19 protein-coding genes are annotated in these 24,316 nt (G+C 72.9%); 17 read left to right on the forward strand and 2 right to left on the reverse strand.

All coding sequences use genetic code 11. The features are described 5' to 3' along the window. The first annotated feature begins 23 nt into the window (after positions 1–23). The 11 genes from ACIP82_RS28955 to ACIP82_RS29005 all read left to right on the forward strand — a co-directional run bounded on the left by ACIP82_RS28955 (position 24) and on the right by ACIP82_RS29005 (position 14,657). Entirely contained in the window at positions 24–359 is a 336-nt protein-coding gene (locus ACIP82_RS28955; protein WP_363607741.1) for an acyl carrier protein, read from the forward strand. Further along, positions 352–3,129: a type I polyketide synthase gene (locus tag ACIP82_RS28960; protein WP_400657565.1), complete on the forward strand. Its 2,778-nt coding sequence runs from the start codon at positions 352–354 to the stop codon at positions 3,127–3,129. Before ACIP82_RS28955 ends, ACIP82_RS28960 begins: the two co-directional genes overlap by 8 nt. Further along, entirely contained in the window at positions 3,126–3,920 is a 795-nt protein-coding gene (locus tag ACIP82_RS28965; protein WP_363607743.1) for an alpha/beta fold hydrolase, read from the forward strand. The genes ACIP82_RS28960 and ACIP82_RS28965 overlap by 4 nt, the downstream gene beginning before the upstream one ends. A gap of 9 nt (positions 3,921–3,929) precedes the next feature. Continuing rightward, a complete protein-coding gene (locus tag ACIP82_RS28970; RefSeq protein ID WP_363607744.1) occupies positions 3,930–4,985 on the forward strand; it encodes an aldo/keto reductase in 1,056 nt (351 codons plus the stop codon). A gap of 50 nt (positions 4,986–5,035) precedes the next feature. Next, positions 5,036–7,384 (forward strand): acyltransferase domain-containing protein, encoded by a 2,349-nt coding sequence (locus ACIP82_RS28975; RefSeq protein WP_400657568.1) that lies wholly within the window; start codon positions 5,036–5,038, stop codon positions 7,382–7,384. Between the two features lie 72 nt (positions 7,385–7,456). Continuing rightward, positions 7,457–8,701: a crotonyl-CoA carboxylase/reductase gene (gene ccrA, locus ACIP82_RS28980; protein WP_363607746.1), complete on the forward strand. Its 1,245-nt coding sequence runs from the start codon at positions 7,457–7,459 to the stop codon at positions 8,699–8,701. Positions 8,702–8,764: 63 nt separating this feature from the next. Then, a complete protein-coding gene (locus tag ACIP82_RS28985; protein ID WP_363607747.1) occupies positions 8,765–10,501 on the forward strand; it encodes a fatty acyl-AMP ligase in 1,737 nt (578 codons plus the stop codon). 130 nt (positions 10,502–10,631) lie between these two features. Beyond that, entirely contained in the window at positions 10,632–11,513 is an 882-nt protein-coding gene (locus tag ACIP82_RS28990) for a LysR family transcriptional regulator (protein ID WP_363607748.1), read from the forward strand. A gap of 61 nt (positions 11,514–11,574) precedes the next feature. Next, the gene (locus ACIP82_RS28995; protein WP_363607749.1) at positions 11,575–12,900 is read left to right on the forward strand and encodes a cytochrome ubiquinol oxidase subunit I; all 1,326 of its coding nucleotides are present in this window, start codon (positions 11,575–11,577) and stop codon (positions 12,898–12,900) included. A 45-nt stretch (positions 12,901–12,945) separates the two neighbouring features. Further along, positions 12,946–13,929 (forward strand): cytochrome d ubiquinol oxidase subunit II, encoded by a 984-nt coding sequence (locus ACIP82_RS29000; RefSeq protein WP_400657573.1) that lies wholly within the window; start codon positions 12,946–12,948, stop codon positions 13,927–13,929. Positions 13,930–14,009: 80 nt separating this feature from the next. After that, entirely contained in the window at positions 14,010–14,657 is a 648-nt protein-coding gene (locus ACIP82_RS29005) for a maleylpyruvate isomerase family mycothiol-dependent enzyme (protein WP_363607751.1), read from the forward strand. A 78-nt stretch (positions 14,658–14,735) separates the two neighbouring features. On the opposite strand, the gene ACIP82_RS29010 is transcribed toward ACIP82_RS29005, so the two are convergent. Beyond that, positions 14,736–15,569 (reverse strand): helix-turn-helix domain-containing protein, encoded by an 834-nt coding sequence (locus tag ACIP82_RS29010; RefSeq protein ID WP_363607752.1) that lies wholly within the window; start codon positions 15,567–15,569, stop codon positions 14,736–14,738. A gap of 769 nt (positions 15,570–16,338) precedes the next feature. Here ACIP82_RS29010 and ACIP82_RS29015 point away from each other — a divergent pair. The 6 genes from ACIP82_RS29015 to ACIP82_RS29040 all read left to right on the forward strand — a co-directional run bounded on the left by ACIP82_RS29015 (position 16,339) and on the right by ACIP82_RS29040 (position 23,573). Continuing rightward, on the forward strand, positions 16,339–17,634 hold the full coding sequence (locus ACIP82_RS29015; RefSeq protein WP_400657577.1) for a cation:proton antiporter: 1,296 nt from the start codon (positions 16,339–16,341) through the stop codon (positions 17,632–17,634). 60 nt (positions 17,635–17,694) lie between these two features. Further along, the gene (locus ACIP82_RS29020) at positions 17,695–18,018 is read left to right on the forward strand and encodes a helix-turn-helix transcriptional regulator (RefSeq protein WP_363607754.1); all 324 of its coding nucleotides are present in this window, start codon (positions 17,695–17,697) and stop codon (positions 18,016–18,018) included. Between the two features lie 11 nt (positions 18,019–18,029). After that, entirely contained in the window at positions 18,030–18,692 is a 663-nt protein-coding gene (locus ACIP82_RS29025) for a hypothetical protein (protein WP_400657580.1), read from the forward strand. 365 nt (positions 18,693–19,057) lie between these two features. After that, a complete protein-coding gene (locus ACIP82_RS29030; protein WP_363607756.1) occupies positions 19,058–21,292 on the forward strand; it encodes an MMPL family transporter in 2,235 nt (744 codons plus the stop codon). 137 nt (positions 21,293–21,429) lie between these two features. Next, complete coding sequence (locus ACIP82_RS29035) at positions 21,430–23,100, forward strand: NAD(P)/FAD-dependent oxidoreductase (protein ID WP_400657583.1); 1,671 nt, start codon at positions 21,430–21,432, stop codon at positions 23,098–23,100. Next, positions 23,097–23,573, forward strand: coding sequence for an ester cyclase (locus ACIP82_RS29040; RefSeq protein WP_363607758.1), 477 nt, complete (start codon positions 23,097–23,099; stop codon positions 23,571–23,573). The genes ACIP82_RS29035 and ACIP82_RS29040 overlap by 4 nt, the downstream gene beginning before the upstream one ends. Here the strand turns inward: ACIP82_RS29040 and ACIP82_RS29045 are convergent. After that, positions 23,554–24,192, reverse strand: a complete 639-nt coding sequence (locus tag ACIP82_RS29045; protein ID WP_363607759.1) for a response regulator transcription factor — start codon at positions 24,190–24,192, stop codon at positions 23,554–23,556. The two genes, ACIP82_RS29040 and ACIP82_RS29045, sit on opposite strands and share 20 nt — an antisense overlap. Positions 24,193–24,316: the final 124 nt, after the last annotated feature.

Consider the following 24,316-nt stretch of genomic DNA (forward strand, 5'->3'; position numbering starts at 1 on the left):
CATCCCGAGCGAATCCACCGGAAATGGATTTCACGGCCGTCGTCGCCGAGATCTGGTGCGAGGTCCTGCAGGTCCCCGAGGTGGGCCACGACGAGAGCTTCTTCGATCTCGGTGGACACTCCCTGCTGCTCCAGATGGTTCGTGAGCAGGTCGTCCGGCGCACCGGCCAGGACATCGAACTCGTCGAGTTCTTCACGCACCCGACCGTGCGGTCCCTCGCCCGCCGCCTGAAGGAGGGCGGGGCCGCCGCACCCGCCGAGGGCCGCCGCCGCCCGGCCGGCCGGCTGAACCGCCTGGGAAACCGGCGGGCCCAGCTGGGCGGACAGGCACCCGATCCCGACGGAGAATTCGGTGAGTGACATCGGAACCCCGGAAGACACCAGCGGATTCATCGCCGTGATCGGAATGGCCGGCCGCTTTCCCGGCGCCGCCGACACCGACGAATTCTGGGACAATCTCGTGGCCGGCCGGGACACCGTCACCCGCGACGCCCCCCAGGTCGTTCCGGGCGGCGCGCCCGACGGCGGCGACCTCACCTATGTGCCGTCCCGCGGCCGGCTGGACGGCGCCGAGTGGTTCGACGCCGACTACTTCGGCTACTCCGCCAGGGAGGCGTTCCTCCTCGACCCGCAGCACCGGGTCTTCCTGGAGTGCGCGGTCGCGGCCCTGGAGGACGCCGGCGCGGACCCCGACCGCTTCCCCGGCACCGTCGGCGTCTACGGCGGCTGCACCGAGACCCGCTACGCGGAGGCGCTCGCCGCCCAGAGCGACCGGCTCGGCGGAGTCACCGAGGACGACATCGTCCTCGGCACCGCCCCGGACTTCCTGGTCGCCCGCACCGCCGAGCGCCTCGGCCTGCGGGGCCCGGCCGTCGCCGTGCAATCGGCCTGCGCCACCGCCCTGGTGGCCGTCCACACGGCCGGACGCGGCCTGCTCGCCGGCGACTGCGACCTGGCCCTGGCGGGCGGCGTCGCCGTGCACGTGCCCCCGAAGAAGATCACCTGGACCGGACCGGACGGCACCCTGGCGCCCGACGGCGTCTGCCGCGCCTTCGACGCGAAGGGCGAGGGCACCGTCGCCGGCAACGCCGTCGGCGTGGTCGTCCTCAAGCGCCTGGCCGACGCGCTGGCCGACGGCGACCACATCCGCGCGGTCGTCCGCGGCTCGGCCGTGACCAACGACGGCGCCGGGCGGATCGGTTTCACCGCGCCCACCGTCGCGGGCCAGGCCGCCGCCGTCCGGGAGGCACTGCTCACCGCGGGCACCGACGCCCGCACCGTCACCTACGTCGAGGCCCACGGCACCGCCACCCCGATCGGCGACCCGATCGAGGTGACCGCCCTCACCCGGGCGTTCCGGGCCGACACCGACGAGCGGGGCTTCTGCGCCATCGGCTCGGTGAAGACCAACATCGGGCACGCCGACGCGGCGGCCGGCGCCGCGGGCCTCATCAAGACGGTCCTGGCGCTCGGCCACCGGCAGATCCCGCCGAGCCTGCACTTCACCGAACCCAACCCGCAGATCGACTTCGAGAGCGGCCCGTTCCGGGTCGCCACCGAACTCGGCACCTGGGCGCCGGGCGACCTCCCCCGGCGCGCCGGGGTCAGCTCCTTCGCGGTCGGCGGCGTCAACGCCCACCTGGTGCTGGAGGAGGCGCCCGAGCGGCCGGTCCGCGCGTCCGAGCGGCGAGCCCACCTGCTGGTGCACTCCGCCCGCACCGCCCCGGCGCTGGGCGTCCGGCTGGCCCGGTTCGACGCGCACCTGGCCGGCCCCGCGGCGCCCGCGCCCGCCGACGCCGCCTGGACCCTCCAGACCGGCCGGCGCGAGCACGGGCACCGGGCGTTCACCGTCCTCGGCGACGGCCGGGAGCGGACGACGGTCCACTCGACCGGAGCGCCGCGGCAACGGCCCGTGGTGTTCCTCTTCCCCGGGCGGATCGGACCGGCGGAGGCCTGGCGGCTGCACCTCACCGAACCGGCCTTCCGGGAGGCGTTCGACAGCGTCCTGGACGGCGTCGACGAGCAGCTCGTCCGCGCGGTGCGGGAGACCGCCCGCGGCCTGGCCCTGCCGCGCGACCCGGTGGTGCGCGACACCTACGTGTTCGCCCTCGAGTACGCCCTGGCCGCGCTCTGGCAGCGCTGGGGCATCCGGCCGGGCGCGGTCCTCGGCACCGGCACCGGTTCGCTGGTCGCGGCCGTCGTCGCGGGTGTCCTCCCGGTGGCCGGCGCGGTGCGGCTGATCGCCGAACCGGCCCGCTCCGGCGGGACCGAGGAGGACCTGCGCGCGCTGCTCGACGCACTGGACCCGCGGCCGCAGCGGATCCCCGTCGTCCTCGGCGACGGCAGCTGGAACGACCCCGGGACACCGGTCACGGCCGGCCGCTGGGCGGCGGAACTGCGCACCGCCGCCGACCCGGACGCCGCGCTGGACACGCTCCTCGCCGACCCCGAGCGCGTTCTCCTCCAGGTGGGCGCGGGTTCGAGCCTGGTCGAGACCGCCCGCCGCAAGCCCCGGTGCACCCCCGGGTACCTCCTGCTCGCCGGGCTGGCCGACCCCGACGACGGCGGTGACGCGCTGGCGGTCCTCTACGACGCGCTGGGCCGGCTGTGGCTGTCCGGCGCCCGGGTCTCCTGGGCGGGCGTGCACGAGGGCGAGCGGCGGGCCAAGGTCCCGCTGCCCGGCTACCCCTTCGAGCGGCTCCCGTACCTGGTGCGCCACCCGGACGAGGAGTCCCGGACGGCCGGCGGGAACGGCGCCGTCGCCACCGCCGGCGTCACCGGCACCGGCGTCGCGGAGACCCGGACGGCGGACGAGGAGCCCGCCGTCACGAGCACCGCCCCCGCCGACGGCAGCCGGCCGGAGTCCGCCGACGACACCCCCCTCGGCGTGGTGCTGCGGCTGTTCGGCGACGCCCTCGGACTGCCCGACCTGGAACCGGACGAGAGCTTCTTCGAACTCGGCGGCGACTCCCTCATCGCCGTCAAACTCCTCGCCCGGCTCAAGGAGATCTACCCGGTCGAGATCAGGATGAGCGCCCTGTTCGCGTCCGCGACGGCGGCCGACCTGGCCGCACTGATCGAGCAGCAACTGGCCGCCCCGCACCAGGACACCGAGGAGGAGTCGGCATGACCGGCACCGGAACCGCGACCGGCGGCGGCCCCGCACCCGAGGCCACCACCCCGGCCGACCTGCAGGCCCGCTGGCTCTCCGGCCGCAGGCCCAGGACGGAGACCACGCTCGACCTGTACTGCTTCGCCCACGCGGGCGGCTCGGCGGGGGAGTTCGTCCGCTGGGGCGGCGCCCTGCCCGGCATCCGGGTCTGGGCGGTCAAGCTGCCCGGCCGCGCCCCCCGGCAGGACGAGGCCCCGTACACGCGGATCGGCGACCTGGTCCGCGACCTCGTCGAGCAGGCCGACTTCGGCCGACGGGACTTCGCCTTCTTCGGGCACAGCCTGGGCGCGCTGATCGCCTTCGAGACCACCCGGGCCCTGCGCCGGGCCGGACGGCGCCTGCCCCGCGCCCTGCTGCTGTCCTCCATGCAGCCGCCGCCTCTCCCGGAACGCCGGAACATCCGGGACCTGCCGGACGACGAACTGCTCGCCGCGATCGAGGAACGCTGGGGCGCGCTGCCGATGGTCGTCCACGAGGAATCCGACCTCAAGCGGCTCGCGCTGCGCTACCTGCGCGCGGACGCCGAACTCGCCGACTCCCACGAGTACGTCGCCGAGGAGCCGCTGGACATCCCGATCACGGCCTTCGTCGGCGACCAGGAGGACCCCGGCCAGCTCGCCTGGGCCCCGCACACCCGGAACGCCTTCGCCGCGCACGTCCTGCCCGGCGGTCACTTCTACTTCCGCGACCCGCAGTCGCAGGCCGAACTGCTGCGCATCGTCAACGACGCGCTGACCACGGAGAATTAGGGGACAGCCATGCACTACACCACCTTCGGCCGCGCCACCGGCCTGCGGGTCTCCGAGTACGCGCTCGGCACGGCGAACTTCGGCACCCTGTGGGGCGGCGGCGCCAGCCGCGAGGAGGCCCGCAAGATCTTCGACCGCTTCGCGGAGGCCGGCGGCACCTTCCTCGACTCGGCCGACAACTACCAGATCGGCGAGTCCGAGAAGCTGCTCGGCGAGTTCCTCGGCGCCGACCGCGACCACTTCGTGGTCAGCACCAAGTTCACCCTGGGCGCCGGCCGGCCCCGGATCTCCAACACCGGCAACAGCGCCAAGAACATCCGCAGTTCGGTCGAGGCCAGTCTCCGGCGCCTCGGCACCGACTACATCGACGTGTACTGGGCCCACCTGCCCGACTCGGTCACCCCGGTCGAGGAGATCCTGGGCGCCCTCGACGGCCTCGTCCGGTCCGGCAAGATCCTCTACGCGGGCTTCTCCAACTTCCCGGCCTGGCGGATCTCCCGCGCCGTCACCCTCGCCGAACTGCGCGGACTGCCCCGCCTGGTGGGCATCCAGCTGGAGTACAGCCTCGCCGAGCGCGGCGCCGAGCGTGAACTGCTCCCGATGGCCGAGGCCCTGGGCCTGGGCGCCACCCTGTGGGCACCGCTCGGCGGCGGCCTGCTCACCGGCAAGTACCGGCAGAGCCGGAGCGGCCGGCTGACCGACTGGGACGGCCAGGCCATCCGGGTCGAGGACTCCGAGCAGCGCACCGCCGTCCTGGACGCCGTGCTCGCCGTCGCGGAGGAGACCGGCGCCCCCGCCGGGCAGGTCGCCATGGCCTGGCTGCGCGCCCGGTCGGCCCGGTCGGCCACCGCGATGGTGCCCGTCATCGGCCCGCGCACCGCCGAGCAGCTGGAGGACTACCTCGCCGCGCTCGAACTCACCCTCGAAGACGCCCAGTTCGAGCGTCTGGAGCAGGCCGGCGGGTTCCGGCCCGGCCAGCCCTACGAGCTGATCGCCAACCACCAGGACGCCGCGCTGGGCCGCGAGGGCGACCGCTTCGTCCGCCCGACCGTTCCCGTGGCCTGACCGGGCCGCACGAGCACGCACTCTCAACCGGAAAGGGAACGGCGGACCCCATGACAGACCTCGCACCGGGCGACCACGACGTCGACCCCGACGCCCACATCGCCGTCGTCGGCCTGGCGGCGCGCATCGGGCAGGCCGACGGCCTCGACGCCTTCCGCGGGTGCCGGTCCGCCGGCCCGGCGGACCCGACCGCCGGACCGCTGGCCGACCCCTACGCGTTCGACCACCGATTCTTCGGCATCTCACCGCGCGAGTCGGCGATCCTCGACCCGCAGCAGCGCCTCCTGCTGGAGTGCGCCCAGCACGCCCTGGAGGACGCCGCGCACGACCCGGCCAGGGACGAGGCGGTCGTCGGCATCTACGCGGGCGGCGCCACCACCACCCACGCGGCGCGGCTGCGCGGCCGGCCCGCCGGGGCGCCCCCGATCGACGACCGGCAGATCCGGGCCGCCACCGGGGCCGACTTCCTCGCCTCGCGGGTCGCCTACAAGCTGGGGCTGACCGGCCCCGCCGTCTCCGTACAGGCGGCCGGGGCGACCGCCCCGGTCGCCGTGCACACCGCCGTCCAGGCGCTGCTCGGCGGCGAGTGCGACCTCGCCCTGGCCGGGTCGGTCGGCGTGCTCGGCCCCGAGGGCGCCGAGCCGGGCGGCGGCTGCGCGGTGGCCGTGCTGAAGCCGCTCCGGGCCGCGCTGGACGACGGCGACCGGATCTACGCGGTGGTCCGCGGCACCGCCGTCGGCACCACGGGGCCGGGCGAGTCCGCGGCGGAGGGCCGCGCCCGGATCGTCCGGGACGCCCTCGCGGTGAGCGGCGTCGCCGCGGACACCGTCGCCGAACAGGACACCGCCCCGGGGAGAGGCGTCACCGACACCGCGCCCGCCGCGGCCGCCTTCGTACGGGCCGTCCTCGCGGTGCACGACGGGCCCGGCCGGCGGGCGGACGACACCGGGCCGCGCCGCGCGTCGGCCGGCGGTTCCGGCCCCTTCGGAACGCACGCCCACGTGATCGTCGAGCAGCCGCCCGCGGCGCCGCGGACCGGACCGGCCGCCCCCGACGCGGACGGCTGGCAGCTGCTCCCGTACTCGGCGAAGTCCGCGACCGCGCTGGCCGCCGTCGCGGCGCGGCTCGGCCGCCACCTGGAACGGGCCGCGGACGGCGCGGCGCTCCAGGACGCGGCGTGGACCCTGCAGACCGGCCGGACCAGGTACGCCCACCGGGGCTTCGTGGTGGCCCGCGACCCCGCCGGGGCCGCCGCCGCGCTCGCCGGGGTCAAGGTCAAGGACAAGGACCGGCCCCGCGGGTCGGCCGCGGACGACCCGCCGCCGGTGGTCTTCACCTTCCCCGGGCACGGCGGCCAGCACGCCGGCATGGCCCGCGGGCTCTACCGCCTCGACCCGTACTTCCGGGCCGATCTGGACGCGTGCGTGGCGCACGTCCTGGACGCCTCCGGCATCGACCTCGGCGTCGTCTACGACCCGGTGGGGGAGGCCGCCGAGGAAACCGCACGGCAGGCCGTCGCGGACGGCCGGATCGCCCAACTCGCGGTCTTCGTCCTGGAGTACGCCCTCGCCAAGGCCTTCGTCCGGTGGGGCGTGCGCCCCGCGGCGGTCGTCGGCCACAGCCTCGGCGGCTACGCCGCCGCGTGCACCGCCGGGGTGTTCTCCTTCCCCGACGCCGTCCGGATGGTCCTCAAGCGCACCGAACTGCTGCTGACCCTGGCGCCCGGCGCGATGGCGGCCGTCCGGCTGCCGGAGGCCGAACTGCTGCCGCTGCTCCCCGAGGGCGTCGGGATCGCCGTGATCAGCGGCCCCGACCAGGTGACCGTCTCGGGGCCGCGCGAGCCGGTCGAGCGGTTCGTCGAGGAGCACGCGGCCAAGGGCCTGGAGACGCGCCTGCTGAAGGTGCCGGGAGCCGGCCACTCCTCGCTGGTCGACGCGGTGCTCGACGAGTACGAGGAGTTCCTCGCCGGCATCACCTTCCACCGCCCGGCGATCCGGGTGGTCTCCGACACCACCGGGACCTGGGCCGACCCGGACGAGATCCGCACGCCCGGCTACTGGTGCCGGCACATGCGCCACGCCGTCCGCTACCACGACGTCCTGGAGACGCTGAACGCCCTGCCGGGCTGCGCCCTCGTCGAGGTCGGACCGGGCACCACGCTCACGTCGCTGGCCCGGCGCCATGCCGAACTCCGCTGGAACCACCCGATCCTGCAGGGCCTGCCGCACCCGACCGACGAGACGCCCGACCCCGAGATCCTGCTGTCGACGCTGGGCGCGCTGTGGGCCGCCGGCGTCGAGATCGACTGGCCGGGACTGCACCCGCGGCGCACCCCCCGCCGGACCTCGCTGCCGGGCTACCCGTACGAACGCTCCGCGTTCCCCGTGCCCGCGGTCTGACCGCGCACCTCCCGGCACCCCGGCGTTCCGTTCGACCGTCATCCGTTCCACGACCACAGGAGAGCAGTGTCCATGGGGAAGAGCCTCTACGAGCTGGGTGAGATGCCGCCGCTCGGCTCCGTTCCGGAGAAGATGTACGCGTCCGTGATCCGCCGGAGCCGCTTCGGCGAGCCGCTGAAGTCCTTCGCCACCGAGGTCGTCGACACCCCGAAGCCGGGGCGCGGCCAGGTCCTCGTCTGGGTGATGGCGGCGGGCATCAACTACAACAACGTCTGGGCCGGCCTCGGCTACCCGCTGGACGTCATCGGCGCCCGGCAGAAGCGCGGCGAGCCCGAGGACTTCCACATCGGCGGCTCCGAGGGCTCGGGCGTGGTCTTCGCCGTCGGCGACGGCGTGGCCGGGGTCTCCGTGGGGGACCAGGTCGTGCTCTCCGGCGGCCAGTGGGACGAGACCTCGGAGGACATCCGCCTCGGCGGGGACCCGACCTTCTCGTCCACCCTGCAGGCCTGGGGGTACGAGTCCAACTTCGGCACCTTCGCCCAGTTCGCGCTCGTCGACGACTACCAGTGCCACCCGAAGCCCGCGAACCTCACCTGGGAGGCCGCGGCCGCGTTCATCCTCACCGGCTCGACCGCCTACCGCCAGCTGTTCGGCTGGGCGCCCAACACGGTCAGGCCGGGCGACCCGGTGCTGATCTGGGGCGGTGCCGGCGGGCTCGGGTCGATGGCCATCCAGCTGGTCCGCAACGCGGGCGGGCTGCCCGTCGCGGTGGTCTCCAGCGAGGAGCGCGCCGAGTACTGCCGCGGCCTCGGCGCGGTCGGCACGGTCGACCGCCGCCAGTTCTCCCACTGGGGCCGGATGCCCGACCTGAACGACCCGGCCGCGTTCGGCGCCTGGATGGGGGAGCTGCGCCGCTTCGGCCGGGCCTACTGGGAGGCCCTCGGCGACCGCCGGGCGCCGAAGGTCGTCCTGGAGCACAGCGGCCAGGACACCATCCCCACCTCCATGTACCTGTGCGACACCGGCGGCATGGTCACCATCTGCGGTGGCACCTCCGGCTACGCCGCCGACGTCGACCTGCGGTTCCTGTGGATGCGCCAGAAGCGCCTGCAGGGCTCGCACGGCTTCAACCCGGCCCAGTGCCGGGCGGTGATCCACCTCGTCGCCTCCGGGCAGCTCGACCCCTGCCTCTCCGGGCTGTTCAGCCTGCCGGAGATCGGCGAGGCCCACCAGCTGATGCACGAGAACCGCCAGCCCCCCGGCAACATGGCGGCGCTGATCAACGCGCCGCGCGCGGGGCTCACCGACCTCGCCTGAGCGGCCCTTCGAGGATGTCCGCCTGCCACCCTTGATGAACGGACGGCAATGAGCACTGATTCCATGACAGAGCGCACTCCGCTGCCGCTGCCCGCGCTGCTGGCCGGGCGGGCGGACGAGATGCCCGACACCGTCGCCTACGTGTACCTGCGCAACGGCGAGGAGGTCGGCGAGGAGGTCACCTACGGGCAACTGCACCGCGAGGTGCTGGCCAGGGCCGGCGCCCTCGCCGGGCTGGCCGGCGAGCGCCGCAGTGCCGTGCTGATGTACCCCAACGGGCTGGAGTTCATCAGGGCCTGGCTGGCCTGCACCGCGGCCGGCCTGATGGGGGCCCCGGTCCAGGTGCCGACCCGCCACCACGCGGTGCAGCGCCTGCGGACCATCGCCGACGACGCCCGCACGACACTGGTGCTGACCACCCGTGAGGTCCGCGACCAGGTGCTCACCGACTTCGCCGGGCTGCCCGAACTGGAGGGCCTGGAGATCGTCGCCACCGACGAGCTGCCGGTGCCGGCCGCCGGGACCGCACTGCCCGTGCCGGCGCTGTCGGACGTGGCCCTGCTGCAGTACACCTCCGGCTCCACCGGAACGCCCAAGGGCGTGATGGTCACGCACGCCAACTTCTGGTTCAACGCCGGGGAGACGGACCAGCTGTGGCCGCTGGAGGACGACGGCTCCGTCGTCTCCTGGCTGCCGTTCTTCCACGACATGGGCCTGCTGCTGGGCATCGTGCTGCCGCTGTGGGCGGGCCGGCCCTCGTACCTGATGGGGCCGGAGGCCTTCATCCGCCGCCCCGGCCGCTGGCTGGAGGCGCTGTCCCGGTTCGGCGGCACGCACTCCTCGGCCCCGAACTTCGCCTACGACCTGTGCGTGCGCAGCGACAGCGTGCGTGGTTCGATCGACCTCTCGCGCTGGCGGATGGCCGCCAACGGCGCCGAGCCGGTCCGTGAGCACACGCTGCGGGACTTCGCCGGCAAGTACGCCGCCAGCGGCCTGGAGAGCGCCGCCCTCGCACCGAGCTACGGCCTCGCGGAGCACACCCTGAAGGTCAGCGGCAGCGGGCCGGGCATCGAGCCGGCACCGCTGGTGCTGGACGCGCGGGCGCTGGGCCGGGGCAAGGTGGTCCCGGTCGCCGGCGAGCCGGAGGCCGTCACCGGGACCAGCACGATCATGAGCGTCGGCCGTACGGTCGGCGACACCCGGGTGCGGATCGTCGACCCGCACACCCTCCGCGAGGCGGCACCCGACGAGGTCGGCGAGATCTGGGTGACCGGTCCGTGCGTGGCGGCCGGCTACTTCGGGCGCGAGGAGGAGAGCGAGCGGACCTTCCGGGCGCGGATATCCGGAGCCGGGGCGGACGGGCCGTTCCTGCGCACCGGCGACATGGGGTTCGTGCACGGCGGGGACCTCTTCGTCACCGGCCGCCTGAAGGACCTGATCATCGTCAAGGGCCGCAACCACTACCCGCAGGACCTGGAGCACACCGTCGAGGGCAGCCACCCGCTGCTGCGGCCGGCCTCCGCCGCCGCGTTCCCGGTGGACGACGGCCGGGAGGAGTCCGTGGTCGTCGTGGTCGAGGGCGACAGCCGGGTGGGCCGGTACGCGAGCGCGGAGGAGGTGACCACCGCCGTGCGGGAGGCGTTGCGCCGCAACCACCGGATCGACGTCGCCGACGTGGTGCTGATCCGCCGCGGGACGCTGCCGAAGACCACCAGCGGAAAGGTGCGCCGCCGGCCCTGCCGGGAGCAGTACCTGACCGGGACCCTCAACCGGCTCGAAGCCCCGGCGGCGAAGTCTTGACCCGGATTTGACCCTTTGCTCACGGGGGTCTGACATTTCTTCACGCCGCTGTGGAGGTTCGCTGTTCCGCCGTTCGCCGGGTGTCCCAATTGCCGACTCTTCGAGGGTGGTTGACCGGTACGATCAATCCATGGAATTGCGTCAGCTGGAGTACCTCGTGGCGGTGGCCGAAGAAGCCAGCTTTACGAAAGCGGCCGCGCGCGTTTTCGTGACCCAGCCCTGTGTGAGTGCGCAGATCAGACGGCTGGAAGGGGAGTTGGGCAAGGACCTGATAGACCGGAGCGGTCGGACGGTCCAACTGACGGGTGTGGGCGCGGCGGTGCTGCCGCACGCGCGTGCGGCACTGGCCGCCGTCGACAGCGTGCGGGACGCGGTGGAGAACGTCACCGGCGTCGTGCGCGGACAGGTGGCGCTGGGCTCCGTCGCGTCCTCGCTGTCCCTGCGGCTTCCCGATCTGGTCGCGGACTTCAGCGAGAAGTACCCCGCCGTGGAGATCTCCCTGAGTGAGGGGAGCACGGAACACCTGGTCGAGGCCGTGCGGGCGGGCCGGATCGACGTCGCGATCATCGGTGTCGGCGTCGATCCGCCGGCCGGGCTGGAAACCCTGGTCATCGCCGACGAACTGCTGGTCGGGGCGGTCGGTCACGCCCACCCGCTCGCCGGGCGCGGCAGCATCACCGTGGACGAGGTGGAATCCCACACGCTGATGTGCCTGCCCGTCGGCAGCGCCGTGCGCGCGGCCTCCGACGCGACCTGGGCGGCGGCGGGCGTCAAACCCCGGGTGGCCTTCGAGGCCAGCGATCCCCGGGTGCTCGCCCAGCTCGCCTCCCGGGGCATCGGCATGGCGATCCTGCCGGAGCGGTTCGTGCTCTCCCAGCCGGAGCTGCTGCACCCGGTGCGGATCTCCAGCATGCACCTGCGGGGCGGTCTCGCCCTGGCCTGGCGGGCCGGCGGCCGGATGAGCCCGGCGGCCAAGGCCCTCGCGAAACAGGCGCGCACCCAGCTCGGCTAGCCCGCGCCGCCGGCCCTTCGCCGACCGTTCCCGATCCTCCCACCCGACCGGAAGACGCCCCGTGAACGCAATCGACCTCGCGCGACTCCAGTTCGCCGTCACGGCGACCCTGCACTTCCTGTTCGTCGCGATGACCCTCGGACTGGTCACCGTGGTCGCCCTGACGCAGACCCGGGCGGTGCGCACCACCGACCCCGTCCTGCGCGCCACCCGGATGCGGCGGGTGCGTTTCTGGGGCGGCCTCTACGTCGTCAACTACGCGCTCGGCATCGTCAGCGGGCTGGCCCAGGAGTTCCAGTTCGGCATGAACTGGTCCGGCCTGTCGCACGTCGTGGGAAACGTCGTCGGCGCCCCGCTGGCGATCGAGACGGTCGTCGCGTTCTTCCTCGAATCGACCTTCCTCGGGCTCTGGGCCTTCGGCTTCGCCCGGGTGCCGCCGCGGGCCCACCTCGCGCTGATCTGGGGCGTCGCCCTCACCGCGTACGCCTCCACGTTCTGGGTGATGGTGGTCAACGGCTTCATGCAGAACCCCGTCGGCTACGAGATGCGCGACGGCGTCGCCCGGGTCACCGACTGGGGCGCCCTGCTCACCAACGGGGCGACCTGGTACGCGGTGGTGCACATCGCCGGTGCCGTGGCCCTGATCGCCGGGCTGTTCATGGCCACCGTCAGCGCCTACCACCTGCGCCGCGACCGGGACACCGAGTTCTTCCGCCCGACGCTGCTCCAGGGCTCGTACCTCGCGGGCGGCGGGGCGCTCGTCACCGTGGTGGCGGGGTTCGTGCACCTGGGGGCGCTCAAGGACTACCAGCCGGAGAAGTACGCCGTCGTGATGGGGCAGAGCGGCGCCGAACTCGACGCGGTCCGCGCCGGGGCACAGGCCCGGTACGGCGCCGGCGACTGGATGCCGCCCGCCTGGGTGGGCGGAGCGGCCGTGCTCATGCTCCTCATCGGTGTCCTGCTGGCCTTCCTGGTCTGGATCCCGGCCACGGCCGGCCGTGGCCGGGCGGGCGGGACGCCACCGGCCCGGCGGTTCGGGCTGCGGCTCCCCGCCTTCCTGCTGCCGCTCGGCTTCCTGGCCCTGATCTGCGGCTGGCTCAGCCGGGAGGTCGGCCGGCAGCCCTGGATGGTCACCGGCGAACTGACGGTCCGGGACGCGGTCGCGGACGTCCCCGTCAGCGGGATGCTCGCCTCCCTGGTCGTCTTCACGCTCGTGCTCACCACCCTCGCCGTCGTCGACTGGGCGCTGATGGTCCGCTTCGCCAGGCTCGGACCGGACGTGGGACTGCTCGGCGACACGGACCTCTTCCCGGACGCCGAAGAGCGCGGGGCGCCGCGGGAGGACGGCCGGGGCGCACCCCCGGCGGACGTCCGCCCCTCCTACTGACCCATGCCATGAACGCACACATGTCCAGCTGATGGGGAATCAACGGTGGATGTCTTTTGGTACGCCCTGGTCGGGCTCCTCCTCGCCGGTTACCTGGCTCTGGAGAGCATCGACTTCGGCATCGGGATGCTGATGCCGTTCGCCGACACGGAAGCCGGCCGCGTCCGGATGCGGCGCGCGATCGTCCCCCGTTTCCTCGCGAACGAGGTGTGGCTGGTCGCCTTCGGCGGGCTCCTCTTCGGAGCCCTGCCCGTGGCGGAGGGCGAACTGCTGCGCGCGCTGCGGCTGCCCTTCCTCGCCGTGCTCTGCGCCTGGTTCCTGCGCGACGGCGCGCTGTGGTTCCGCCCGGCGTACGAGGGCGCCCGCTGGCGACGCACCTGGGACATCGTGCTGTCGGCCGCCAGCCTGGTCCTCGCGGCCGGCTGGGGCGCGGTGCTGGGCATGCTGGTCCGGGGACTCTCGGTCGGGCCGGACGGGCACTCGGTGGCGGCCGCGGCCGATCTGGTCCACCCCTTCACGCTGCTCTGCGCCGCCCTGGCGGTGGCCGGCTGCCTGCGCCAGGGCCTGCTCTGCGCCGCCCGCAGCCTGCCGGAGGGGAACCCGGTGCGGGTCGGGTTCGGCCGGCTGACCCGGGTGCTGACCCCGGTTCTCCTGCTGCTGCCCCTGCTCGTCGTGGTGGCCGCCGCGGTGGTCACCGACGCCCCCGTGGTGGTGGGCGTCGTCGGGGTGCTCACCGCCGCGGCCGTGTACGCCTCCGACCGGGTCCAGGCGACCGGGCGCACCGGAGCGGCGCTGCTGCTGGGCGCCGCGCCGCTGGTGGCCCTGCCCGTCCTGGTCGGCGCGGTCAACGGCACCACGGTGCTGGCCACCCACTCGGGCCAGGGCGGACTGGAGCTGTCCCGGGCGATCGCCGACTCCGGCTCCCTGACGCTGCTGGCCGCGATCGTGCTCCCGGCCCTCGTCCCGGTGACCCTCGGCCAGTTCTGGTTCTGGCGGGTTTTCACCGGGACCGGAATGCAACCGAGGTGACCTGCGGTCATAACCGCAGGCCCTGGGTGCGATAACGGAATGTTATTGGCTCCTCCCCGGCCGGTCGGTAAAATGGGGCCATGAGCAACGTGTCACACGGGCATCCGGAATCCGAGATTCGCGCGGCGATCGCGGCCGAGCGCAGGGAACTCGCCGCCGTATTCGACGAGCTGCCCGCGGAGACATGGGACGAGCCGTCGCTGTGCACCGGCTGGCGGGTCCGGGAAGTCGTCGCCCACATGTCGTTCGGATTCCGCTACTCCGTTCCCCGGATGGCCAAGGAGCTCGTCCTGGCCGGCGGCAGCCTGAACCGCATGACCGACCGCTGCGCGCGCAAGGACGCGGCCGAGTTCTCCACCGACCGGCTCGCGGCCTTCCTGCGGGACAACGCCACCCACCCGTGGAAGCCCCCGGTCGGCGGTTTCGCCGCCGCGCTCGGCCACGACGTCGTGCACGGACTCGACATCACGGTGCCCATCGGTCTCGACCGGAAGCTCCCCGAGGACCGGCTCCGCATCCTGCTGGACGCCGTCGACCCCAAGGCGTTCAAGTTCTTCGGCGCTCAGCTCGACGGCGTCCGGCTGAGCGCGGACGACCTCGACTGGAGCTTCGGCAGCGGATCGCAGGTCACCGGCGCCGCCCAGGACCTGCTGCTCCTCACCTTCGGCCGCAAGGTGCCGAAGGGCCGGCTCCGGGGTGCCGCGGCGGACCGCTTCACCCTGGGCTGAGGTCCGCCCAGCTCCGCACGGCGCGCCCGAGGGCCGCCCGGCTGTCCGCCGGGCGGCCCTCGCGCTTCCCCGGTCCGTTCACTCCGCGCCGCGGCAGGCCGGCCGCCCGCTCCGGCGGATCGGCTGCGGGCCGTAGAACGCCGCGGCGGGGTGCGGTAACCGGCCGCGGGACCGCACCGGGCGGCCGGGCCGCGAGCCGATGCCGGGGAGGGCGAGCAGGACCGGCGGACGGGTCCAGTCCTCCTGCTGGAGCACGACGTCGATGCGGGTGCGGGCGCCGGCGCAGATGTCCACCGGACCGACCGTACCCACCAGCAGCGGGGAGTCGCCCCACTGCTCGGCCGAGGTCCGCGCCCCGAGCGTCACCGCGTGCAGGTGCCAGGTGCCGGGCGGCACGTTCTTCACCCGGAAGGGCCCGGTCCCGTCGAGCTTCGTCCAGGCCGCGGGCTGCCCCTGGAGGATCGGGCTGTCGAACAGGCCGATGTACAGCGGCGAGCGCGACGTCCCGAGCACATGGGCGGTGCCCGCCACGGATCCCAGCGGGCCGCGCTCGACGGGGCTGGGGGCGATGCCGGGGTCCTCGTCCGTGTCGTGCCGGCCGATCCGCCGGTACTGGGTGGGGGAGACGCCCACCGAGGTCGTGAAACGGCGGGAGAACGTGCTGGGACTGCTGTAGCCCACCCGTGCGGAAATCTCTGCCACATTCAGGGAACTGTGCACCAGGAGGGATTTCGCCTCGTGCAGCCGAACGGCGCTCAGAAAGCGCCCTGGAGTTACTCCGGTGGCTCGCTGGAAAACCCTGATCAAATAGAATTTGCTCACCATTACCGATCGGGCCAGATCGTCCAGGACGAGTGGCTCGTGGTAATTCTGGCGAATGATCGTGACGGCGCGGCGCGCATGGTGCTCCATTCTCCGCACTCCCTGATCCGGTCGACGACGATGAGAAACGGGCGTGCGGCCGCTGTGGCGCCGTTCCGGTGTCCCGCAGAGACTGGAACGGCAGCAGGAAAGCGCGCCCGTACGAGAACAGAGTGATGTTCAGCGGAGGGTGCTGCCGGGGGAGCGGGGCGTCGCGCGGACGGGCCGCGCACCTGACACACCCGGAGGTGTCGGCGGCTCGTGCGGGCAGTCGGCCCGGAGGAGGACTCCGGCCGTGGGCGGCGATGCTGACTGTGCGGAAGACTCTTCGTGCGACGGTCCGTGCCGGAGCCGGCCCCGCCCGGGTCTGTGTTCACCTGCAGACACTCAGCAACCCCCCGTTGCAGTCTGTTACGGCGGCTTTGAGCCTTGCATACGGATCCGCTTCGAGGCAACCGACAAAACGTCGGCGACGGATACGCAGGTCACGTGATTTATGGAAAGTTTGCCGGGGGGGTCGGCGCCGGGCGCCGGATGGGCAATCTGGGCGATGACACCGCCGCGGAGCGAACCGCAGGCTGGGAGCGCCGACGGAGCGTGTGACCCCCCGTCGGGAAACGCCGCGCAGCCGCCGCGTGCCGTCGATGGCACCTTCCCCGAACCGGGACGCGCGCTGCGGGGCCGCGATTCGTCGCGCGCCCCTTTCACGACGTGGCCGCACCGGCACGTCGAACGAACACCCCCGCGCCCCGCGGCACGGGTGGCGCTCGGTCAACGCCTTTTCCGTCGACGCCCGGCCGAATCGAGGACCGTACCGATCATGACGACCCATCAAGTTGAGCTGCTGTTCCTGGACTTAGGTCTCATCCTGCTGCTCGCCCGCGGTCTGGGCGCGCTGGCCGGCCGTCTCGGCCAGCCGCCCGTGGTCGGCGAGATCCTGGCCGGCATCCTGCTCGGACCGACGCTGTTCGGCAGCCTGGTCGCCAACCGGCTCTTCCCCGCCGACGTGCGGCCCCTGCTGGGGGCGCTGGCGAACATCGGCGTCGCCCTGTTCATGTTCGTCGTCGGGCTGGAACTCGAACACCGTTTCCTGCGCGGCCGGGTGAGGATCACCGTCGGCGCCGCGACGGGCTCGACCCTGGTGCCGTTCGCCCTCGGCATCCCGCTCGCCTTCTTCCTGCTGCGCAACCACCCGACCGAGCAGCGGGCCGCGTTCGTGGTGTTCATCGGCCTGTCCGTGTCGGTGACCGCGTTCCCGGTGCTCGCCCGCATCCTGGTCGGCCGGGGCATGTCCCGCCTCGCGATCGGCGGCCTCGCACTGGCCACCGCCGCGGTCGTCGACGTCGTCGCCTGGTCCGCGCTGGCCGGGGTGCAGGCCGTCGTCGGCGGCGCCGGCGGCTACTGGCAGGTCTCCCTGCTCGTCCCGTTCACGGTGCTCCTGCTGGCCCTGCGGCCCCTGCTGCGGCGGGTGCTCACCCACGGCGCCCCCGGGAAGGGGCTCACCCCGACGGGCATGGCCGTCGTGATGGTCGGCATCTTCCTGTCCGGAACGGCGACCGAGGCGATGGGGATGCACTACATCTTCGGCGCCTTCCTGTTCGGTGCGCTGATGCCCCGCGAGGGGACGGAGGCGACGCGCGAGGAGCTCTGCGAGCGCACGGGCGAGATCACCTCGCTGCTGCTCCCCGTCTACTTCGTGGTCGCGGGCCTGAAGGTCGATCTGCGCGGGGTGGGCCTCGAAGGGCTGACCGAGCTGGCCGTCATCCTCCTCGTCGCCATCGGCGGCAAGTTCGGCGGGACGTACCTGGGTGCCCGCTCGCAGGGACTCACCGCGGAGGACTCGGGGACCCTGGCGGCGCTGATGAACACCCGGGGCCTCACCGAACTCGTGATCCTCGGCGTCGGACTGCAACTCGGCCTGCTGGACGGCCCGCTGTACTCGCTGATGGTCGTCATGGCGCTGGTGACCACCGCCATGACCGGGCCGGTCCTGAACCTGATCGAGGCCAGGAGCGCCCGCCGGGCGCCGGCCGTGGTGCCGGGCCCCGGCGCCGGGGGTGGCGCGGTCGAGGAGGACATGGCCACGGCCGGACGGCAGGGCCGTGCGTCCGGCTGAACGATTGCGGCTCGAATCAGCCGTGTTCCGGCCGGGCCCCGATGTGTAGGGTGGGGAAGCGTGAAGGCCGAGACCCTGAGAGGCAATCTGGAAGGCATGCTGCTGTCGGTGCTGGAGCCCGGGGCGCAGCACGGCTACGCGGTGATCGAGGAGCTCCGGCGGCGTAGCGGCGACGCCATCAACCTCCCGACCGGGACGGTCTATCCGGCGCTGCACCGGCTGGAGGCCGCCGGGCTGGTCGACAGCGAGTGGATCACCCACAACGGCCGTCGCCGGCGGAACTACTTCCTCACGACGGCGGGCCGCCGGGCACTGGCCGACAAACGGACGGCGTGGCGGGAGGTCTCCTCCGTGATCTCGGTCGTCCTGGGCGGGCAGCCGTGACGCACGCGGCCGTGCTGCAGAGCTTCACCGACCATGTGGCGGAGCACCTGGTCGGGCCGGACTCGCGCCGTTCGGCCATCGTCGACGAGATACTCGACGGCCTCCAGTGCGCGGCGGAGGGCAATCTGGACGTCTGCGACGACCTGGAGGAGGCGGCGCAGCGCGCCGTCCTGGAGTGGGGTGCGCCGTCCGAGGTCGCCCGTGCCTACAACGACGCCACGCTGCGCATCAGTGCCAACCGGCTGTCGCTGCAGGCGGTCTGTGCCCTGCCGCTGCTGGCGGTGGCCTGGGGTTCGGCGCTGCTCGGCGGGCCGGCCGGCCCCTGGCCGCAGCATCCGCCGCTGCTGCTGGTGGGGCTGGCGGTGGTGGGTTTCGGCTGCGTGCTGTCACTGGCGGGCGGGCTCTCCGGCATCCGCAAGGGCATCGGTTTCGAGGCGGCGGCCGCTCCGCGGGACCAGGTGGTCGCCACCGGTACGCTCGCGGCCCTGATCGGGCTGCTCTGCGTGCTGGGCGCGCTGACCCTGTTGCTGGTCAACCGGGGTGTGAGTCATCCGGAGTCGCTGGACTGGCCCAAGGTCGTCCTGCCGGCGACGCTGACGCTGCTGGCCGCCGGGTACTTCGGGACGGCCCTGAAGCGCTTCCTCTCCGTCCTGCGCGGGGCGGATCCCGTGTAGCGCCGTCTCCTGTCCGGCCCCGGCCGCCGACACGGCGGTTTCCGGGGGGACGTTGCACCACGTGGTCGGTCGTCCGGGCCGCGATGAGTTCACGCAGGCGCCCGGCCGGGGTCTCCCGGCCGGGCGTTTCGCGTTGGCGGCCCCGGTCCCCTCACCCGGCCCTCGGGCCGGTCGTTGTGCCACTCGCGGCCGGTCGCCCACCAGGGGACCGGTGCGTTCCGGGGCCGTTCCGTCGTGTGCCAACTCGCGACCGGATCGGTTCATTTGATATTGCGTCACCGGTTGTGGCCGGGCTATGGTCTCCTCCTACATGCGTAGCGTAGCTACACAGTAGCGTCCCTACAGGAGGGGTTACCTTGGAGCGCATGACGCGGTGGGTGCTCGCCCATCGGCTGTCAGTCGTCCTGGTCTGGGTGGTGCTCACCCTGGCCGGTGGTGCCATGTCGGGCAGCACGATCGACAAGCTTTCGTTCGAGTCCCGGCTCCCGGACAAGCACTCCCAGGAGGCGAACGACGCCCTGGCCCAGCGCTTCTCGCAGACCGGCGGCAAGAACGCCCCGCTGCTGCTCGTCGTGACCGTGCCCGACGGCTCGACGGTCGACAGCGGCGGTGTCCGCGAGCAGTGGGGCGACCTGATCGCCAAGGTCACCCCGAAGGGCGGCCGCAGCGTCTCGTTCGCCGGTCCCGGCGGCGAGTCCCTGGTCTCCCAGGACAAGCGCACCACGGTCGCGCTGGTCTACCCGCCGGCCAACCGCTCCAACGCCCCCTACGAGCAGTCGCTCCCGGCGATCAAGACGGCGGTCGAGAGCGCGAGGATCGGCGGCGCCCCGGTCGAACTGACCGGCCAGCCGGTCCTGTCCGGCCGCGACAGCGGAGGCCAGCGCAGCCCGATCTACGAGACCTTGATCGGGGCCCTCGGCGCCCTGGTCGTGCTGGCCCTGGTCTTCGCCAGCGGCCTCGCCGTGGTGCCGCTGCTGATGGCCATGGTCGCCATCCCGACGACGTTCCTGCTGGTGCGCGGTATCACCGGGATCACCGACGTCTCCTTCATCGTCCAGTACCTGGTGGCGCTGATCGGCCTGGGCATCGCGATCGACTACGCGCTCCTGATCGTCACCCGCTGGCGGGAGGAGCGGCAGAAGCCCGGATCCGACGGTTCCTCGCCCGAGGAGCGCCGGGAGGCGGTCGTCCGGGCCGTCTCCAGCGCGGGCCACGCGGTGGTGCTCAGCGGCGCCACGGTGGCGATCTCGCTCGCCGCGCTGGTGGTCCTGCCGGTCCCGTTCCTGCGCAGCGTCGGCTACGCGGGCCTGCTGATCCCGCTGGTCAGCGTCGGCGTCGCGATCACCCTGCTGCCCGTCCTGCTGTACGCCTGGGGCGACAAGCTCGACCGGCCGCGCCGGGTGCACCGTCCGGACAGCCGGCTGTGGGGCCGGATCGCGGGCTTCACCACCCGCCGTCCCGCGCTGTGCGCGGTGCTCAGCGGCGCGGTGCTGCTGGCCCTCGCCGCCCCCGTGCTCGCCCTGCGCCTGGGCCAGCCGGCCACCGTGACGCTCGCCCAGGGCGGCAAGCCCGCCGCGGCCTACCAGCGGATCGTCGACGCTGGCTTCGGCGAGGGCATCGCCCGCCCGCTGGAGGTCGTCGTCGACGCGGGCGGCTCGGACGCCGTGCAGGGCAGGCTCGCCGCGCTCGAAGGCGTCGCGGGCTCGGCCGCCCCGGCGGACTGGGCGCGCGGCGGACAGCGCGTCATCGACGTGTGGACCAAGGCCGACCCGTCCAGCAGCACCGGCCGGGACACGGTCACCAAGGTCATGGACCTCGCGGAGGACACCCCGGGCACCCTGGTCGGCGGTGGCCCCGCCACGGACGTGGACTTCATCGACGGGGTCTACGGCTCCCTCGGGCTGATCCTGGTCTTCGTCGCCCTGCTCACCTTCGTGGTGCTCGCCCGGACGCTGCGCTCGGTGGTTCTGCCGATCAAGGCGCTGATCCTCAACGCGCTGTCCACCTGCGCGGCGTACGGCGTGGTCGTCCTGATCTGGCAGAAGGGCTACGGCAGCGAGCTGCTGTTCGACACCCCGGCGATCGGGGCGGTGACCATCTGGGTCCCGATGGCGGTCTTCGCCTTCCTCTTCGGGCTGTCCATGGACTACGAGGTGTTCATCCTCCACCGCATCCGCGAGACCCACCTGGAGCTGAGTGCCAAGGGCGTGCGCGACACCGTGGTGCCGTCCGTCGTGACGGGCATCAGCCGCACGGGCCGGCTGGTCACCTCCGCGGCGTTCATCCTCTTCCTGGCCTTCACCGCACTGGCCAGCATTCCGATCACCGATGTGAAGGTGTTCGCCACCGCTCTGGCGGCGGGCATCATCATCGACGCCACCGTGGTCCGGGGTCTGCTCACCCCGGCTCTGGTCACCCTCCTCGGGCGGTCCAACTGGTGGTTCCCACGCTCCTTGGGCCGGCTGCTCGTCACTACCCCCGAACGGGTACCCGCCCCGAGGAACCGCCCCGCCGTTGACGACGCGGCAGGGGAAGCGGGACGGACGGACGGCTCGTCCGCCGCTCCCGCCACGCAGGCCGGCCCGCAGAACCGCGCCTGACGGTGCAGGCCACCGCGCCACGGCGCGGTGGCCTGCACGCGCTTTCTCACCGCTTCACCTGAGTGCGCAAGGCTGGTGGCGCGGGCGCCGACGGCAACGCGGCGCCCCCGACCGGACGAGTGCGAAGGGAACCGACAGTGTCGATACAGAGCCCCAGCCACGATGTGGTGATCCTGGGATCGGGAATCGCCGGATCCACCCTCGGCGCGGTGCTGGCCCGCAGCGGGGCGAAGGTGCTGATCGCCGACGCGGGCACCCACCCCCGCTTCGCGGTGGGCGAGTCCATGATCCCTCAACTCGTCGCCTGGCTCCAGGTACTGGCCGAACGCTACGACATCCCCGAGTTCGAGGCCCTCACCGACGCCACGACCATCAACCAGCAGGTGAGCAACACCTTCGGCCGCAAGCAGCACTTCGGCTTCATGCTGCACCGGCCGGGCCAGGAGCCGGACCCGACCGAGGCGCACCAGTTCGTCATCCCCGACGCGCTGACCTCGGCGAGCCACCTGTTCCGCCAGGACAGCGACGCCTACCTGCTGCGGGTCGCCGTCGGGTACGGCTGCGACACCCGTCAGCAGTGGCGCGCGGAGAAGATCGACTTCGACGACGACGGCGTCACCGTGACGGGCACCGACGGGCACCTGGTCCGGGCGCGCTACCTGGTGGACGCGAGCGGCTTCCGCTCGCCGCTGGCCGACCACCTGGGCCTGCGCGAGCAGCCGGCCCGGTTCCGGCACCACTCCCGCTCGCTGTTCACGCACATGATCGGCGTCAAGCGGTTCGACGACGTGCTGGAGGTGCCCGAGCAGGACCGGCCGCCGGTGCCCTGGCACAACGGCACCATGCACCACCTCTTCGAGCGGGGCTGGTTCTGGATCATCCCGTTCGACAACCACGAGCTCTCCCGGAACCCGCTGTGCAGCGTGGGCGTCACCTTCGACCCGCGGCTGTACCCCAAGCCGGAGGGCATCGGCGCGGAAGAGGAGTTCGAGCTGCTGCTGAGCCGCTTCCCGGCGGTGGCACGGCAGTTCGAGGGGGCCAGGAAGGTCCGGGAGTGGGTGTCCACGGGCCGGCTGCAGTACTCCTCCAACAAGACCGTGGGACAGCGGTGGTGCCTGATGTCGCACGCCGCGGGCTTCCTCGACCCGCTCTACTCCCGGGGCATGTCCAACACCTTCGAGATCATCCACGCGCTCGCCCCGCGGCTGCTCGCCGCACTCGCGGACGACGACTTCGACGAGGAGCGCTTCCGCTACGTCGAGGAGCTCGAACAGGGCCTGCTCGACTACAACGACACCCTCGTCAACTGCTCGTTCATCTCCTTTTCCCACTTCCGGCTCTGGGACGCCGTCTTCCGTGTCTGGGGGAGCGGCAACACACCCGGCACGCTGCGGATCAACAACGCGCTGCGCAAGTACCGCGCCGACCGCGACGCGCGCGTCTTCGACGAGCTGGAGAAGGTGCCGCACGTCGGCCTCTGGTGGCCCGACAACGACGATTTCAAGGCCCTTCTGGACGGTACGGCGAGGGCCTGCGAGCAGTACGAGGCGAAGGAGATCGACGGCGACCGGGCGGCGGACATCATCATGGGACTCGTCAGGGGTTCCGAGGCGGTCCACCCGGGATTCGGCTGGAAGGACGAGAACCGGCGGTTCATGCACCCGGACCGCGGCCAGATCGTGGAGTTCCTGCAGTGGGCGGCCGGATCGCCGGTGCCGGCGCTGAGCACCATCGGCCGCGAGAGCCTCGACGCCCTGCGCGCGGCCGGTGCCGGGTCGGCCCCCCTCCCCGCGGAGGGAGGCCGGTGAGCACCGTGGCCCCGGAGGGGGTGGCGAGCGTCCAGGAGGCGAACAAGGCCCTCGCCCGCCGCTGGTTCGACCAGGGCTGGAGTCGCGGGGAGCTGGACGTGGCGGACCTGATCTTCGCCCCGGAGTTCCGGCTGGGCGGCCGGCCGGTGGGCCCCGAGGGCCCCCGGGAGAGCGTCCGGCTGCGGCGCGCGGCGTTCGCCGGGCTCACCGTCGAGGTCGGGCTGCAGGTGGCCGAGGGCCCGTGGGTGGCGAGCTGGTACACGACCCGGGGCACGCACGTGGGGGAGTTCGCCGGCGTTCCGCCCACCGGGCGGGCGATCTCCTCGGAAGGAATCCAGCTGTGGCGGGTGGAGAACGGGCTCGTCGTCGAGGACCGGAATGTCTTCGACGTGCAGCGGGTCCTTTCCCAGCTGCGGGCGCAGGACCGGGACACCCCGGGCCCGGCGCCTTTCGCTACCGGTCCGCGTGAATGATCCTGTTCTCGTAGGCGAAGATGACGGCGTGCACGCGGTTGCGCAAATGGAGTTTCTCCATCGCGTTCCGGATGTGCGATTTCACGGTGCTCTGGCTGAGCTTCAGCTCCGCCGAGATCTCGGCATTGCTGAATCCCTGGGCGACGAGGTGGAAGACCTGGAGCTCCCGCTCGGTCAGCGTTTCCAGCGGGGAATCCCCGGACTCCTCCCGGGCCCGGGGGATCAGCAGGGAGCGGCCGGTGGCCGTGATGCGGACCGCGGCGGCGACCTCCTCGGACGTGCTCGCGCAGGACAGCACGCCGTGGACACCGGCCTGCAGCACGTGGTCCGCCGCCGCGTCCACGTCGTCGACCAGGACGAGCGCCTTGGCCGCGGGCAGCGGCGACCGGGTCCTGGACAGTGCGCCCACGATGTCCAGGGCCCGGCCCGCATGCTTGTGCGTGCTCACCACCACCACATCGGGTCGCAGCTCCCGGTACCGTTCGACGGCGCTCTCGCGGTCGTGCGCCGTACCGACCACCGTCAAATCGGGACAGTTGTCCAGAATGGTGCGCAGGCCGGCCAGCGAGATGGGGTGCGAGTCGACGACGAGGATGCTGAGGCGGGGCGCCACCGGCATGTTTCTCCCCCTGGGATCATGGTTACGCGGTGGCAGTATGGTTCCACAGCGGGATCGCATCCATACAGTGATCCGGACAGTACGGTCCGGTGGACCCCGGCCGGCCCTCCACGGGCCGCGGGTC

The sequence above is a fragment of the Kitasatospora sp. NPDC088548 genome, assembly GCF_044753005.1.
Taxonomy (GTDB): Bacteria; Actinomycetota; Actinomycetes; order Streptomycetales; family Streptomycetaceae; genus Kitasatospora.

Bases quoted from the DNA above. Each gene is read 5' to 3' on its own strand.
- ACIP82_RS28955 (WP_363607741.1), top strand. From the start codon at position 24: ATGGATTTCACGGCCGTCGTCGCCGAGATCTGGTGCGAGGTCCTGCAG.
- ACIP82_RS28965 (WP_363607743.1), top strand. From the start codon at position 3,126: ATGACCGGCACCGGAACCGCGACCGGCGGCGGCCCCGCACCCGAGGCC.
- ACIP82_RS28970 (WP_363607744.1), top strand. From the start codon at position 3,930: ATGCACTACACCACCTTCGGCCGCGCCACCGGCCTGCGGGTCTCCGAG.
- ACIP82_RS28975 (WP_400657568.1), top strand. From the start codon at position 5,036: ATGACAGACCTCGCACCGGGCGACCACGACGTCGACCCCGACGCCCAC.
- ccrA (WP_363607746.1), top strand. From the start codon at position 7,457: ATGGGGAAGAGCCTCTACGAGCTGGGTGAGATGCCGCCGCTCGGCTCC.
- ACIP82_RS28985 (WP_363607747.1), top strand. From the start codon at position 8,765: ATGACAGAGCGCACTCCGCTGCCGCTGCCCGCGCTGCTGGCCGGGCGG.
- ACIP82_RS28990 (WP_363607748.1), top strand. From the start codon at position 10,632: ATGGAATTGCGTCAGCTGGAGTACCTCGTGGCGGTGGCCGAAGAAGCC.
- ACIP82_RS29005 (WP_363607751.1), top strand. From the start codon at position 14,010: ATGAGCAACGTGTCACACGGGCATCCGGAATCCGAGATTCGCGCGGCG.
- ACIP82_RS29010 (WP_363607752.1), bottom strand. From the start codon at position 15,569: ATGGAGCACCATGCGCGCCGCGCCGTCACGATCATTCGCCAGAATTAC.
- ACIP82_RS29015 (WP_400657577.1), top strand. From the start codon at position 16,339: ATGACGACCCATCAAGTTGAGCTGCTGTTCCTGGACTTAGGTCTCATC.
- ACIP82_RS29030 (WP_363607756.1), top strand. From the start codon at position 19,058: ATGACGCGGTGGGTGCTCGCCCATCGGCTGTCAGTCGTCCTGGTCTGG.
- ACIP82_RS29045 (WP_363607759.1), bottom strand. From the start codon at position 24,192: ATGCCGGTGGCGCCCCGCCTCAGCATCCTCGTCGTCGACTCGCACCCC.